13 protein-coding genes and 3 tRNA genes are annotated in these 15,130 nt (G+C 54.8%); 6 read left to right on the forward strand and 10 right to left on the reverse strand.

All coding sequences use genetic code 11. The features are described 5' to 3' along the window. Positions 1-207: 207 nt before the first annotated feature. Entirely contained in the window at positions 208-2,499 is a 2,292-nt protein-coding gene (gene opgB, locus AC6I8B_RS02830) for a phosphatidylglycerol--membrane-oligosaccharide glycerophosphotransferase (RefSeq protein WP_497817584.1), read from the reverse strand. A 221-nt stretch (positions 2,500-2,720) separates the two neighbouring features. Further along, complete coding sequence (locus AC6I8B_RS02835; RefSeq protein ID WP_010251498.1) at positions 2,721-3,110, reverse strand: tautomerase family protein; 390 nt, start codon at positions 3,108-3,110, stop codon at positions 2,721-2,723. Positions 3,111-3,212: 102 nt separating this feature from the next. Between AC6I8B_RS02835 and AC6I8B_RS02840 the strand changes: the two genes are divergently transcribed. Further along, complete coding sequence (locus AC6I8B_RS02840) at positions 3,213-4,130, forward strand: LysR family transcriptional regulator (protein WP_033769591.1); 918 nt, start codon at positions 3,213-3,215, stop codon at positions 4,128-4,130. Here the strand turns inward: AC6I8B_RS02840 and AC6I8B_RS02845 are convergent. Further along, on the reverse strand, positions 4,107-5,120 hold the full coding sequence (locus tag AC6I8B_RS02845; protein WP_010671722.1) for a capsular polysaccharide synthesis protein: 1,014 nt from the start codon (positions 5,118-5,120) through the stop codon (positions 4,107-4,109). The genes AC6I8B_RS02840 and AC6I8B_RS02845 overlap by 24 nt on opposite strands. A 504-nt stretch (positions 5,121-5,624) precedes the next feature. On the opposite strand from AC6I8B_RS02845, the gene AC6I8B_RS02850 reads away from it, so the two are divergent. Further along, a complete protein-coding gene (locus AC6I8B_RS02850) occupies positions 5,625-6,590 on the forward strand; it encodes a beta-propeller fold lactonase family protein (protein WP_497817585.1) in 966 nt (321 codons plus the stop codon). On the opposite strand, the gene AC6I8B_RS02855 is transcribed toward AC6I8B_RS02850, so the two are convergent. Then, on the reverse strand, positions 6,572-7,126 hold the full coding sequence (locus AC6I8B_RS02855; RefSeq protein WP_010671720.1) for a histidine phosphatase family protein: 555 nt from the start codon (positions 7,124-7,126) through the stop codon (positions 6,572-6,574). The genes AC6I8B_RS02850 and AC6I8B_RS02855 overlap by 19 nt on opposite strands. 580 nt (positions 7,127-7,706) lie before the next feature. On the opposite strand from AC6I8B_RS02855, the gene AC6I8B_RS02860 reads away from it, so the two are divergent. From AC6I8B_RS02860 to AC6I8B_RS02870, 3 genes are all read left to right on the forward strand, one after another. Beyond that, positions 7,707-9,095, forward strand: a complete 1,389-nt coding sequence (locus tag AC6I8B_RS02860; protein WP_010251485.1) for an MFS transporter — start codon at positions 7,707-7,709, stop codon at positions 9,093-9,095. 86 nt (positions 9,096-9,181) lie between these two features. Next, positions 9,182-10,204, forward strand: a complete 1,023-nt coding sequence (locus tag AC6I8B_RS02865) for a LacI family DNA-binding transcriptional regulator (protein ID WP_029519642.1) — start codon at positions 9,182-9,184, stop codon at positions 10,202-10,204. A gap of 11 nt (positions 10,205-10,215) precedes the next feature. Then, positions 10,216-11,202, forward strand: coding sequence for a nucleoside hydrolase (locus tag AC6I8B_RS02870; protein WP_033787420.1), 987 nt, complete (start codon positions 10,216-10,218; stop codon positions 11,200-11,202). Positions 11,203-11,357: 155 nt separating this feature from the next. Here AC6I8B_RS02870 and AC6I8B_RS02875 read toward each other — a convergent pair whose 3' ends face one another. From AC6I8B_RS02875 to AC6I8B_RS02885, 3 genes are all read right to left on the reverse strand, one after another. Next, complete coding sequence (locus tag AC6I8B_RS02875) at positions 11,358-11,822, reverse strand: YbaK/EbsC family protein (RefSeq protein WP_010251476.1); 465 nt, start codon at positions 11,820-11,822, stop codon at positions 11,358-11,360. Positions 11,823-11,916: 94 nt separating this feature from the next. Then, positions 11,917-12,711, reverse strand: coding sequence for a siderophore-iron reductase FhuF (gene fhuF / locus AC6I8B_RS02880; RefSeq protein WP_010251473.1), 795 nt, complete (start codon positions 12,709-12,711; stop codon positions 11,917-11,919). Between the two features lie 193 nt (positions 12,712-12,904). Next, on the reverse strand, positions 12,905-14,002 hold the full coding sequence (locus AC6I8B_RS02885) for a GGDEF domain-containing protein (protein ID WP_157353441.1): 1,098 nt from the start codon (positions 14,000-14,002) through the stop codon (positions 12,905-12,907). A 231-nt stretch (positions 14,003-14,233) separates the two neighbouring features. Between AC6I8B_RS02885 and AC6I8B_RS02890 the strand changes: the two genes are divergently transcribed. Beyond that, positions 14,234-14,518: a DUF1435 domain-containing protein gene (locus AC6I8B_RS02890; protein WP_010251467.1), complete on the forward strand. Its 285-nt coding sequence runs from the start codon at positions 14,234-14,236 to the stop codon at positions 14,516-14,518. A 161-nt stretch (positions 14,519-14,679) separates the two neighbouring features. On the opposite strand, the gene AC6I8B_RS02895 is transcribed toward AC6I8B_RS02890, so the two are convergent. From AC6I8B_RS02895 to AC6I8B_RS02905, 3 genes are all read right to left on the reverse strand, one after another. Next, a tRNA-Leu gene (locus AC6I8B_RS02895) sits at positions 14,680-14,766 on the reverse strand. Positions 14,767-14,794: 28 nt separating this feature from the next. After that, positions 14,795-14,881 (reverse strand) — tRNA-Leu (locus tag AC6I8B_RS02900). A 30-nt stretch (positions 14,882-14,911) separates the two neighbouring features. Continuing rightward, positions 14,912-14,998, reverse strand: a tRNA-Leu gene (locus tag AC6I8B_RS02905). Positions 14,999-15,130: the final 132 nt, after the last annotated feature.

Genomic DNA, 15,130 nt, shown 5'->3' on the forward strand with positions numbered 1-15,130 from the left:
CCTGTGCACTTCAGCGATAACGGCATCATGACAGGCAAAAGACGTATCGCCACTAAGCCGGTTATATTTTGCGCGTCTCGCCGAAAAATATCAATTAGTACAACAAGTAACGTGCAGCAGAGTGCGGGCTGTCTCGCAACATTTAGCTGATGGCAGGATGAGGCGACTCTGCGGAAATCCGCAGAGTCGGAAAGAGAAAAGCGGGCGTCAGGGCTGTGGCACGATTTTAATTTCAACCATGCCGATGCCCAGTTTGCGCGGATCCTGACCGGTGATATTGCCGGTGTTACTCAGCTGCGGTTCAGGCGGTGCAATAACCAGACGATGGCTGGCGCCTGGGTTATCAAAATGCAGGGTATGTGTCGATATCTCTTCACTCAGCGACAGCAGTTGCTGCTGATCGCCCACCCGAACCGGAATCGCCCGGTGCGCATTGGGGCCATACGCACGCGCGGTGATCACCAGATCGAACTTCGCGGGCAGCGCATCGATATAGTCGATATGAACCTCGGGCGCGAGATTAGCGTTAGACCAGCGTCCCCAGCTCTCTGGCCGTGAGATGCCGCTGAAGCTTTTAACACTCTCCGGCGCGCCAGGCACGTCGAGCCGGAAGCTATCGGCGCTGTAGCGAATGTTGTTATCTTCAATACGGATCTGCGCGAGGTTCTGCTGGTAACGCGCATCGCTGATAGCGCCCTCGGGGAATCGGACTTTGCCTTTCCACTGCGGTTTGTCGACATGCGTCACCGACGGCGTGCCGCCGAGCTGTCCCATCGCCACACAGAGATCGCCGGAAAGTGCCAGCGAAGGCTGCCAGAGTCGCGCCATTTTAAAACAGCGATCCACCCAGAGGAATTTATCGGCTGAGGCGAAATCCGCCAGCTGATAGCGCAGCGGTGCCGAATATTCCCCCTCCGGCATCGGCTCGACATGCTTATCACTGATGCGGAACAGAATCGGCAATTTGAAGGTGGTTCCCGAGAAGCTGAAGATATTCTTCGCCTGATCCACCGTGAAGTTGTCTATCTTCTTCGGGAAGTTCCACAGCTGGATAATGTCGGGCTTCCAGCTCGCCACCTTACTCTTCATATCGTCGAACTGGGTGGAGAGTGAAAGCGATGAGAGGCTGCTGCGGCCCAGGCCAATCGCGTTATCGCCGCCGAGAATATCGAGCAGCGTGGCGCCGTTATCCAGCGTGCTGCGCTTCGCCTCCATCAACTCCGCCTGCGGCTTGTCACCACGGATCACCATGAAAAGATTGCGACGAGGCTGTTTAACCAGCCACGGATGCGCAGTGTTGTTCATCGCCAGATGATCCGAGCTCACCACAATCACGGTGTTTTTGAACCACGGCGACGCTTTAATGCGCGCAATCAGGCGCGCCACATGCTCCTGCGAGCAGGCGACCGCACTGAATGACTGATTCGGTTTGCCCTCAATGCTGTAGCTCCTGCGATCGCAGCTGCGTGAGATAAATCCGTCAGGATGATGGGTGTCGACGGTCAGCGTAAACAGCGCAAAAGGTTTACCGGCCTGAGAGAGTTCCTGATACTTCTCAAACACCTCATCCATTACCGTATCGTCGTAATAACCCCAGTTATTACGGTAGGTGGGATCGGCGACGCGGCTTTTCAGCTCCTGCGAACCATAAAGGTTAGCGGGATCAAAACCGTGTGATTTCAGGAAGACATCTTTCCCGGCGAAACGCAGATCGGCACCCTGAATAAACCAGTTCTGGTAGCCGGAGTTCTTCAGGATGTCGCCCAGACAGACGTTCTGTGGATAGAAACTGGAGAGCGACGCGGACGCATTGCCATCAAATGGGGCAAACAGCGGAATGCCACACTGTGAGGCGACCATGCCCGCAATGGTGTAATCGGTACCTGGCAGCTGTTCGGTTTCGCTGAAGTCGATGCTCTGCTCTTTCTGCCGGCTCAGCTCCGGCGCTAAGCCGGGAAAGGCGATAGGGTCAAAATAGGTGCGCTCTAAGCTTTCACCATAGATGTAAACCACGTTGAGGTGCGGCTGTTCAATGCGATTACGCGGCACTTTATAGAAGTTGTCGAAGTCAGAATCTGCCAGTTGGGTATGCGACACAATCAGGGTCGCGACCTGGCGAAAGGCCGGGGTGGTCTGCACCGAGCCGAGTGCACAGGCGGCGGCCAGCAGCGACCAGCCCATGTGATGCGGACGCTTACGCCGCCGCAGAATCCACGACAGCAGGCAGAACAGCAGAAACAGCACGATGATCAGCCCAATCGCCGGCACCACATATTTACTGATACCCGCGCCGATCAGACTGTTGGTCAGGGTATAAAGCACCGCATCGTTGATGCCGTCACCGGTAAAATAGTTGCTGGCATAGAGGGTGGCGTTCAGCACAACGAAAAGCACCAGCAGAATAAGAACGACAATAAACCAGAATTTGTTACGCCCGGCTTTACAGGAATAGATTGCAATAGCGGCCAGAAACAACGCGACGGACACCAATTCGGACAACGGCAAATCCTCTCTTCAGGGCTACGCGAGGCTTCACGCAACCGGCCACCTTCGGGGGATGGTTTTTCGACAATCTATATTGGCTGTAATCCGGCTGCAACATATCCGGCCCGATTTGTGCGGTGAAGAGCAGATTGGTTTATTGTCATTTCAGAAGTGAGGTTATCAGGCGTGACGGTGGCTGGCGCGCACCGTCAGCAGAACAGAAGTCAGGGCGATTTTCAGAGTTTGCCGGTGAGATATTGTGCTTCGCCGTCGGCAAAACTCCAGTCACCTTTGTCGTTGGTGATAAAGCTGATCATTAAATCGTTGCCCTGCACACCACAATGTTCACGCAGCTCACGCGCCAGCTCGGCCATGAACAGCTGTTTCTGTTCACTGCTGCGTGGGCTGGTATAGACCCGCACCATCACCAGATTATCGCTCCGGCTGAACCCCAGTCCGGTATCCTGAAACACCATCTGATAGCGCTTGTTTTCCTGAACAATCTGGTAACGATCGCGTTCCGGTACCTTAAAGGCCGTGAGCACGGCGCGGTGTGCCGCATCCAGCAGTGTACGAAGCTCTGATTCTGAACGACCCTGGATAACATCAAATTGCAGCAGTGGCATAGCGGATTCCTCCCGGTGATTAAGAACCCTATGGTGACCCCTTTATCCGGCGGGAAAAAGCGCGTAGCCTGAAATGATTATTCACTATAGTGAACAATCACGATGAAAGAGATGAAAACGGATACGCTGTGGGATCATCTGCACTGGCTGACCGTACTGGCAGAGCAGGGCAGTTTTACCCGCGCGGCAGAGCGGCTCGACGTCAGCAAGGCGGCGATGAGTCAGAAAATTAAAGAGCTGGAGGAGATGGCCGGTGTGTTGCTGGTACAACGCACTACGCGCAGCGTGCGGCTGACCTCTGCCGGTGAGAAGTTGGTGGAGGAGCTACGCGAGCCTTTTGCCCGCATTGAACAGAGTTTTTTCAGCGTGCGGGACACCGCCGGGCCGGTCCGTGGCCTGGTGCGCATTACCGCACCGGTGGCGTTTGCCCGTCAGCAACTGGTGCCGATTATCGGTGAGTTTCTGCGTGATTATCCGCAGGTGCGTCTGCAGCTGGATGTGACTGACCGCATTGTGTCGCTGAGCAGCGAGGGATTTGATCTGGCCATTCGACACAGCGACACCCTGCCGGAAACCCACGTGGCACTGCCGCTGTGTGACACGCGGACATTACTGGTGGCATCACCCGCCTATCTCAACGAACAGGGGATACCGCGTACGCCGCAGGATCTGGCGCAGCATAACTGCCTTTACTATCCACGAGGCGTCGAATCACCGCGCTGGCGGTTTACCACCTCCGCGGATAGCGAACAGGTCCAGATACGGATCCAGGGCAGCTTTGCCACTAACAACAGCGAGTCGATACGCGATGCGGCCCTGCAGGGATTAGGGATCGCTATGCTGCCCGATTTCAGCGCCCGGGAGGCGCTGGCAGCGGGATCATTGCAGCAGGTGCTGCCTGCGTGGCAGCCTGTTGAGGCCTTTGCCGCCCGCCTGTGGATCGTACGACCCTGGGCGGCGCAGGTGCCCCGCGCGGTCACCACGTTTACGCACTGGCTACGCGCGCGCTTTGACCGTTGATGGCAATGCCAGCGCAGATGGCGTGGTGTGCATCATCTCGCCAATCAGGCTGCTGCGGTTATATAAACCAAGCCGCAGATTGAAGTCGAGATGCAGCCGCTCGTTGCCGGTTAATTTTATAATGGGTGGCGGCGTTTGTGGCCGCTGCTGAAACATCACAGACTGCGCAAAGGCGCTGCTGCTGTCGGCATGCAGGCGCTGATAGAACCAGGCGCTGGCTTCACTTTTACGCAGATAGAGATTCGCCCGCCGGTATTCCCGCATCGCAACCTGCTGCGCCAGCGACAGGAGCTGACGAGACGGATTCTCCATATTCTGCACAATCAGCGGAAAATCATCACGCTTCTTCAGCTCATGGAAATAGTTGCGGATACCGACGTTTTTAACCGGTGCCAGCTGTTTCAGCCATTCGCGGATAAACGGATTTTGCGGGGCGGCAGCAAGAAACCAGCTCTCGGTGACCGGCGCAAGCAGATTCAGCGTTGATTGCTCGTTATAGTAACCAATGAGATCCATTGACCGCGCTTCGTGAACGCGATGCACCCAGGCGAGATTCTCAAACAGCAATGTGCTGCAATCAATGCCGATGCCGCCATAACGGTGAATCAGCTCAAGCCGGATGATTTCACTTTTATGTGCCAGCGTCAGATCGGAAGAGATAAAGTTGAGATCGGGCAGCCACTGCGACAGGGTGCGCTGCGTAATCAGATAAACCTGGTGGTCGGGGTTGTCCCGCCGGATTTTACTGATATTCAGCGCCATTGAGGCAGGCAGGTGATCGTTATGCCAGACCATCCAGACGATTTTTGGAATCTCCGGCAGATCTTTCTGCTGCGCGATCAATACGACATTATCTTCCTGACCCGGATCATATTCCGGTGCCCGACAGAGTTTCTGCTGTTTTCTATTCCATAACATCTGGCTACTGAACGATATTCTTTTCCAGTTACGCCAGATTTTATGCGCTGGACGTTGGCGATGTGAAGTCATGGTACACCTGTTATTTTTATTTTCCCGTCATAGTGCAGGCTCTGCCCGTTCCGCCAGCGGCGGGAACGGCCGGAATTACATACTGACTGCAATCCCGATGAGTGCGGGAATTAATGAATAGTTTTCCCTGGTGGCGACGCAGTGCTGGAGCGCGCGATAGTTTCCTCACGGCTGTTTAATTGCACTGCACCTTTTTAATAAAACATTATTTACACATTAGCTATGTCTTTTTTTGACTTTAGGATAATACGGAAATAATCCGGTCACGTTATGAAAATAATAATGTCGTCACTGTTAATCATTTATTTAAATGTGGGAATAAACGCAGTTAAGGAATATCTGAATATTATTCTTAACCTGCGCGTTATCCTGCGGCCCGGGCCACAGGAACAGTGGCTATTGTACTTAACTGGTGGTGTAAGCCCGGCTCATCAATCCGCGGAATCAGACAGCCTGAAGAGGATTGTCTACGCTTAAGAAGAACTTACTGAGAAAGGAGCGCGCATGCAGAGTGAATCTTACGGGTTACTGGCGGTTGATAAGCAGGGTAATCGCGTCCTGTTTCTTAATCCGGAAACCTTCGCGGTCGAGCGGGAACTGAACGCTTTTCCACCGCGGCCGCATGAACTCCTGATGCTGGCCCTCTGGGGTAAAGCCTATGTACCCATTTTTGGCGACGGCGTTCATGGTAATAACCCGCATCCGGGTCACAAAGTGGCGATTATCGATTTACAGCGTCGGGAGATCAGCGGCTTTATCGATCTGTCGCCGCTGCGGGCACCCCACAGCGGGCAGCTGGGCCGCGATGGCAAAGTCTATCTCTGCTGTGAGCAGAGTGCCGCAGTGGCGGTGATCGATCCGCAGAGCGACAAAGTGGAAAAAATCATTCCAATTCCTTCTCACAACGCGCATCGCCTGACGCTGTCACCCAGCGGCCGCAAGCTGTTCACCGATAACGAAGAGGATGCGACCATCACCGTGGTGGATCTCTGTGAAGCAGAGGGGCGGGTCATCGACACCATCCTGCTGCCCGGGCCGATTGCGGGCATCGCTGCCTCTCCGAAACACCCCTATCTGGTCGCCAGCGCCGCTGATGCACCGTTGCTCTATGTGATCGATCGGCAAAGCCACCGCATTCGCCAGCGCCTGACGCTGCCAGGTCATGAGCGGCCCTGTCAGGTGGTACGCTTCAGCGCCGATGGCGAGCAGCTGGTGGCGATAGGCGATCAGGAACCGCTGGTGACGCTGTTTGACGATCTGCTGAATCCGCTGGGCGACATCCGGGTAGGTAACATGCCGATGGATGGCTGTTTTACGCCAGACAGGCAACAGCTGCTGATTGCCAATCAGGATGATGGCACGCTGAGCGTCATCGATCTGGCGCAGCGTAAAGTGATTGCCACGCCGCGTGTCGGAACGGGCTGTGAGGTGCTGGGTTATTTTCCGATCGGTCAGATAAACGGACGATGATAGATCGCGGAACTCCAGTGGCGGCTGCTGGCGTGCTTCTCCGCCTGCCAGCCGCGTTTACGTAATTCGCGCGCAATCATCTTGTTCATGATGCCGTGACCCAGCAGCAGCACCGTGCCATGCCGTGAGTGATCGATCAGCTTCTCTGCCGCCGCGGAGGCGCGGCTGCGCGCATGTTGCAGCGACTCCGCTTCACCCGCATACCCGCAGAACCACAATAGCCGCAACAGGGCCAGCCAGCACAGGGTAGGCAGCTGCACCGCGCCGGTTCGCAGCAGTGGCACGGCGACTTCGCTGAACACGGCATCAACCTCATGGGGCTGCAGACCGAGCTGGCTCAGGGAGGATTGCGCGCGGGGCAGGGGACTGCAGACAATAAACGTAGCCTGACGGGCAATTTCGATGCTGCGCGGCGGCGGTCCGTCACTAACCTGTGACAGATCGTAGGCTTCGCACCAGTCTGCCAGTGCCTGCACGCTCTGGCGACCCGCAGCCTGGTGGTCAGGTTTACCGTGTCGCATCAGGATAATTTTCATAGCATCTCTGTCCGCCCTTTTTGTCAGGGTAACGTATTGTCTGCGCTTACAGCGATTTTTCAGAATAAATACACGTGTCATCTCATGGTCACAGGCGTGTGCGACAACAGAGCGCGATGAAAGGATTTTACCCTGTCTTATAACGCTTAAACATAAGAGAAAATGGTAACTTATAGTCGATGGTGATTTTTTTCAGGTGATGTGTTGCGGGTAACTGGCTGAATTTGCGCTAAAAATGCGTGATGACGGGATGTGATAGTGAAGTTTTACTAATAATTTTCATCAGGATCTATTGATTTATCTACGCGCGTAGATACACTAGGTCCCCAGTGATTGCTCACGGTGCCCGATGCACAGTAGGCCCATCGATTGTTAAGTTACATTCGCTCAGTTTAAGCGACCGGTGAAAAATACACCGGCGAAATGGGGCGAAGAACAAGATTCCAACACCAGGGAATCCTTTAACCTTTCATCATGGTTAGTCAACTGAACGTCGTCACCGGGGAATTTCCGCTTTTATCAGGGAATCGACCCATGGACGGGCGTTTATCGATCTGCATACTCATTCAGGGATAGGGTTATGACGGCACACAACTCCGTTAATCAGCAGGCATCACTGTCATCCACTTCAGCCGCCGATGAGCGGTTTAACACCCCTTCAGGCCGCAAAGATTTCTGGCGCGCCACTTTCTCATGCTGGCTCGGAACGGCAATGGAGTACGCGGATTTCGCGCTCTATGGTCTGGCGGCCGGTATTATCTTCGGCGACGTCTTCTTTCCGGAATCAACCCCTGCCATGGCACTGCTCTCCAGCTTTGCTACCTGGTCAGTCGGCTTTGTTGCCCGGCCTATCGGCGCACTCTTTTTCGGCTGGCTCGGTGACCGCAAAGGCCGAAAGGTGGTGATGATCTCCACCATCATTCTGATGGGCGCTTCCACGACGTTGATCGGCTTAATCCCGAGCTATGCCTCTATTGGCGTCTGGGCGCCTGCCTGTCTGGTTCTGCTGCGCTTTACGCAGGGTTTCGGCGCTGGCGCGGAGTTATCGGGCGGCACGGTGATGCTGGGCGAATATGCGCCCACAGAGCGTCGCGGACTGATCTCCTCCGTGATCGCGCTGGGTTCTAACAGCGGCACACTGCTGGCTTCGCTGGTCTGGTTGCTGGTGGTACAAATGGATCAGCAGAGCCTGCTGGAGTGGGGCTGGCGTATTCCGTTCCTCAGCAGTGCACTGATTGCGCTGGTTGCCTTGTGGATTCGACGTCATCTGCGCGAAACGCCGGTGTTTGAGCGCAGAAAAGCGGAGATGGAAGCGGAACGCGCAGGCGTACTGGCCGCTCCGGTGGTGGATCAGCGGCCTTTCTTCCAGCGTACCCGTGCCTTCTGGACCATGGTTGGCCTGCGTATCGGCGAAAATGGCCCCTCCTATCTGGCGCAGGGCTTCATCGTCGGTTACGTCGCGAAGGTGCTGATGGTCGACAAGTCCGTACCAACCACTGCGGTGTTCCTCGCGTCGTTGCTGGGTTTCCTGATCATTCCTTTAGCGGGCTGGCTCTCTGACCGCTTTGGTCGCCGGGTGGTTTATCGCGTGTTCTGTCTGTTACTGATGTTCTACGCCTGGCCCGCCTTTACGCTGCTCGACACGCGTGAACCGATGCTGGTGATCCCGGTTATCGTGGTCGGTATGGCGCTGGCGTCGCTGGGTATTTTTGGTGTGCAGGCGGCATGGGGCGTGGAGATGTTCGGCGTTCATCATCGCTACACCAAAATGGCAGTGGCTAAAGAACTGGGTTCCATTTTGTCCGGCGGAACCGCACCACTTATTGCCGCTGCTATGCTTTCTTATACCGGTCACTGGTGGCCGATTGCGGTTTATTTCTCGGCGATGGCCGCAATTGGGTTCTTTACCACCTTTGTCGCGCCTGAAACGCGAGGGCGGGATCTCAATCTGCCTGAAGATGCCATCTAGCTTTGCCTGAGGATGCCATCTGCCAGGATAGCGCGAAAAGCAGCAGGCCGTGTAAAGCGGCCTGTTTTTTTATGGAGGAACGTGATGTGCCTAAGTCGTTAACGGGAAAAGTGACCCGCAGTGAAGTTGCGAAAGCGGCAGGCACCTCAGTGGCAGTTGTCAGTTATGTCATTAATAACGGGCCTCGTCCGGTCGCCGAGGCGACCCGTCAGCGGGTACTTGAGGCAATTAAAGCGACCGGTTACCGGCCAAATGCGGCAGCACGCGCACTGGCTTCCGGTAACACCAAAACCTTCGGACTGGTGGTGCCCAACATCGGCAATCCTTTTGTGGCGTCAATGGCGCACGTGTTGTTGCAGGAGTCGATGAATCACGGCCACGTCATGCTGCTGGGTGATGCAGGTGATGACCGCAAGCGCGAACTGGAGTTAATTCAGGGACTGCTGAATCGGCAGGTCGATGGACTCTTTTACAACAGCGTCGATCGCCATCCTTACATTGACCTGATTAAAGCCAGCGGTACGCCACTTGTCATGCTGGAGCGGGTTGAGCCTCAGCCGGGCGTTAACATGCTGCGGGTCAATGAGCGTCAGGCCGCCTGGCAGGTGACGGCACATCTCTTGAGTCATGGTTATCAGCAGGTCGGCATAATCAGCGGCCCGGTCGATATGCTTAACGCGCAGGATCGTATTCAGGGCTGGCGTGATGCCATGCAGGATCGCGGGCTGCCGATTGATGAATCGCTGATGTTTCCCGCCAGCTACACCCCACAGGGCGGATACGCTGCGGCACAAACCATGATCGCCCGGGGTCGTGTGCCTCGTGCGCTGTTTACCAGCAACGAAGGTCAGGCGATTGGCGCGCTTCGCGCCTTTTCCGAACATCAGATTCGTGTGCCGCAGGATGTGGCGCTGGTCTGTTTTAACGGTACCAATCACTCGTCGTTTCACGTCCCGACATTAACGACCGTGCGCCAGCCACTGCGTGAGATGGCTCGCTCTGCGATTCATATGCTGAAAGAGGGACAGAGCGAAGCGCAATTAAAGGAGTTTCCACACTACCTTGAAATCGGTGAATCCTGCGGCTGTGAGCCGCAAAGCCAGAGTTAGCCTATAAAAATATGAAAAGAATTATTATTGACTGCGATCCCGGCAACGGTATCGCGGGTGCCAACACCGATGATGGACTGGCGATTGCGCTGGCCTTAGCTTCACCTGCACTGTCGCTGGAATTAATCACCACCGTGGCCGGTAACACGCCATGTGAAGTTGGCGCGCGCGTCGCCAAAGATCTGATCGTCCGGCTGGGATTATCTATCCCGGTAATCCAGGGGGCGACGCAGGCGCTACAGGAAGATCCTGCGCCGTGGCGCGAGACGCTGGATAACCGGGTCAATCAGCTTGCGCTGGGTGAGATGTGGCAGGGCGTGCGTCAGCCAGCGGATATCGCGGCGGATGCGTTTGATGCTGCTGACGCTATCGGCAAACTGATTTGCGACAATCCGGGCGAGATTACCCTGGTGGCGATTGGCCCGCTGACGAATGTGGCGCTGGCAATGCAGCGCTATCCCGCCATGGCCGACGCTGTGGCGGAAATTGTCATCATGGGCGGTGTGTTTACGCTGGATGATTATATCAAAGACACCAATTTTGGACTGGATCCGGAAGCGGCCCATCAGGTGTTGCACAGTGGTGCAGCAGTAACGCTGGTTCCGATGGATGTCACCACGCAGACGCTGCTGACCCAGCAGGATTTGACCCGCCTTACCGCCGTCGATCATCCGTTGACCGAATTTGTGCGCGATACGCTGCGTCCGTGGATCGACTATTCGATGGCGACCCGGCAGCTGGCGGGATGCTGGATCCACGATGCGCTGGTGGTCGCCTGGTTGCTGAATCAGCGGGTCGCGTCAGGCATCGATTACCGGGTGGATATCGAACTGCGTCCCGGTGCGACGCGCGGCAAAAGCTGGCGTTATCGTCAGCCCCTTCGGCTCACTGTCGGCGTGCCTGAGCAGTGCGGCGCATCGGTACATGTGCTGCATCGTGTCGATAACACGCTGCTGTTGTCGATTATTGAACAGGCATTTAAGCGCCTGAAATCCTGATATCGTAGGCGATTAACTCGCCCACTTGCTGGCGGCGGTGGATCGGTTTCCTGAAGATCGCTGTTGCCATCAAACGCTGACGGTATCCGTCAGTTTATCAGCCGCATCAGGACGCGGGCAGAAGGTGCAGGGCTTGTGTGAGCTGATACCCGGCATTACATTGCTTCGCACACGTCGATCCAGCGGGCGTTAGTCAGTTCAGCCATCAGCTGTGGGGTAATGCGGACGGCGCTGTGGATAGCGCCGGCGGCGGGCAGGACTTCCTCGAAACTGCGCAGTGAAACATCACAGTAAACGGTCAGCGGATTCTCAAGACCGAAAGGACAGACGCCGCCCACCGGATGGCCGGTCCAGTTAATCACCTCGTCCACGCTCAGCATTCGCGCTTTTGCCCCCAGCGCCGCTTTCAGCTTGCGATTATCCAGCCGGGCATCGCCTCGTGTCACAATCAGCACCACGTCGTTTTTCACTTTCAGTGACAGGGTTTTGGCAATCTCTCCTGGCGTCACGCCATGGGCGCGGGCAGCCATCCCGACCGTCGCAGTGCTTTCGGCCAGTTCAATAATTTCAATTTCAGGGGCGTGTTCGGCGAAGAACTGGCGCACGGACTCCAGGCTCATCTTTCTCTCCAGGCTGATCGAAGGCGTAAAAATTGCCACAAGCCTCAGTGCCTGTAAACGAGATAAACGGAGAATTCAGCGTAATTAAGTCTGTTTAGCTGCCGCTCAGGGTGCAGTTGCCGCATTGTTCGACATCGGGAATGCGATAACGCTGGCAGCAGCTGCGACGGACCAGTTCACCATTACGTGGGATCATGGTGCGGTAGAGCGGATTTTCGCTGCCATCCAGCAGCCGCTGGTTGAAGAACAGCGCCTGCTCCAGTTGCAGCACCAGCGACTCATCGATCTGACTTTTCAGCTCACCCAGGAACCACTGGAATGAGTAGCCCATATTGTTCCAGATGAGTCGGGCGTTGATATCACCATGCTGCGTAATACCATTGACTACCGGGATCAGATGCTGCTGAATCAGCCGATCGATACGCTGCTGAGGGTTAAGGTAGCGCGCTTCTTCATCCTCCTGCACATCGATCCAGAAAGTGGCCGGATGACCATTTTCATGAAAACCGACGCGGATATGCTCTGGCGAGCAGTCCAGCGCACGCGACTCCTGCAACAGCGCCATGATCAGTGTGGGCAGCAGCAGACCAAAATACCATTGCGCCCAGAGTGACAGCACCGGTTTCGCTTCACGAACCGCATCAGGATGATCGCGATAGAGATAATCGCTGTAGCGCTGAATAATTGGGGTAAAGGCTTCTGATTGTGACCAGGCGGCGAGGGTCAGCGTGTCGCGCGGAGCAGGCTGGCTGAGCTTCGTCGATTCAAGCAGATAGCTGCGCTGTTGTTGCAGCCGCTCATGCAGACTTTCCGCCAGTGGACGGTCATTCTGCCGGAAGATCATCGACTGAGCGTTAAAACGCTGTTCCTGAGCTGAAACGGTTGCCATGACGACTCGCGAAAAGTGTAGATAAGAAAGCAAATGATAATCGTTATTGATTAACTCTACAAGTCGTGTAAAAAATCGTCGTTGCGGGTGGGAAAACGGCGGGTTTGAGGTCAGTTATCCGATCGGACAGAGCAGCAGAGAGCCGGGCTTATCGAGTCAAAGCCTCAGTGATTACCGATAGCGTTACGTTTAATTATGCATGTTCACTGGCGGCGTGATGCTGTTTTCGGGTTAAATCTTCCCAGGCGAGAATGGTATTCCGGCCCTGATTTTTAGCCACATATAATGCGCTGTCAGCATTGGCGACCGCCAGGTCAAATTCATTATCATAAATAGGCGCGATGCCGGCACTGATGGTGACGTGGGTTGAAACGGTTTCATTGAAAAGATGAGGAATTTCTAAATCCAGCACGTACTGACGGATTCGCTCTGCCAGTTTCATGGCGATGGAACTGTTCACATTGGTCATCAATACCAGAAACTCTTCGCCGCCATAGCGGGTGACAACATCGCGTGAACGCACCGCATCACGAATTGCGACAGAGACCCGCGCCAGAGCCTGATCGCCCATCGCATGCCCGTAATTGTCGTTATAGGACTTAAAGTGATCGATATCCAGCAGCAGCACATAGTGGCTGCCAGCATGGTTTTCCAGAATATTATCGAGCCGGTTCTTAAGACCACGACGGTTATAAAGCCCGGTCAGCGGGTCGAGCATGCTGAGGTCGCTGAATGTCTCTTTCTCTTCGTAGAGCTGATGCATCAGGCGCAGAGTAAAGTTGTCGGCACGGCGGCGCATCAGATGCTGTAGTGAAAAACCAATCAGCGGCAGCGTAATGGTCAGCAGGATCAGCGGCAGGTGCTGCGCATTGTCGAGCAATAAAACGGTGAGCACCGGTGGCGTGACATGCAGACAAAAAGCCCCCAGATAGTCGCTCAGGGCGATGGCACTGATAAATAACACACTAATCAAACTGATAATAAGAAAGCCACCATCAAAATAGAACACCTGATGAAAGCGATAATTAATATGCCAGGCCCAGAGCATTCCCAGCAGCAGCGCCACAGGATTTAACAGGGGAAGTTTTACTTTAGGCCATATTAAAAGAGAAATTAACATGATGCCGCTAAAGGCCGCGACACTCATTACCGGCAGGGTCGTCTCACTTTGCTCACTGTTCATTATTGGCAGCAGATGAAATAGCGAAACGGCGATATTCAGAAACAGAAAAAGCATGACTGAAAGCCGGTATTCACTCTGTTTCAGTTCTTCATAAGATTGTAATTTCATTATAAGTACTCGTGACGACCCTGAAATACCAAAGCGCACGCCGGCAAAACCAGGTTCTGCCAGACAATGAGCAAATTATTGCTGTTGCTGTTATTAAAGGTGTTATCGGCCGCAATCTAGCATTTTCCAACTGGTCTGTCATCTTCGTTGCCGGGCGTGACAAAAACAGGCTGCAGAGCAGGCAAAACTGTCATATGATAATGGGAATGCTTATCATTTGAGGTTGGTGTCATGGGGATAGCGATTATAGCGGCCTGCGGCCTGTGGGGAGTCAGTTGGGCGCTGGGTAAAAAGCTGGATAGTGCGTGGGGCGTGTTGCTGCCGTGCATTGCGCTGCCGCTGTTCGCCTTATGGGAACCGAGCTTCAGCCAGTGGCGGATGGTGATGACGGTTGCGCTGCTGCTGACAGTCGTGATGCTGTTTAACCAGCGGCTGCGTCACTATCTGCTGCTGCCATCCTGTCTGGCGTTAGCGGGCGGACTGGCGGCTGTCTCTGTGAATTTTCATCTGAATTAACATAAGCGGAGTGGTTAAAACCGGCGAACGGGGTAAAGCGGCTGGAAAAGGTAAAGCGACCGGCAAACAGAACAACTGGAAAAGGTAAAACGAGCAGGGGATAAAGCGAAACTGCAGGGGAACAGAAGAGATGAGCGGGAAAGGCCTGAAGATGACAACGTTGGTGCGAAGAGAGGGACTTGAACCCTCACGTCCGTTAAGACACTAACACCTGAAGCTAGCGCGTCTACCAATTCCGCCACCTTCGCATCGAGTTGTCTGTTCATATCACCGCAATGGTGCGAAGAGAGGGACTTGAACCCTCACGTCCGTTAAGACACTAACACCTGAAGCTAGCGCGTCTACCAATTCCGCCACCTTCGCGCAGTGCTCGCGATATGAAACTTGTGATTTTGGTGCGAAGAGAGGGACTTGAACCCTCACGTCCGTTAGGACACTAACACCTGAAGCTAGCGCGTCTACCAATTCCGCCACCTTCGCATACCCGTAACACCTTGAGAATGTTACAACCACGGAGGCGCATTCTAGAGATTTTACTCTTTGCGTCAACAACTATTTCGTCGGGCTGAAACGATCGCTGTAAAAAGCAACGTTTTCAGCCCGGCAAAGCAG

Source organism: Pantoea sp. X-Soil-ISGK-285 (genome assembly GCF_059730815.1).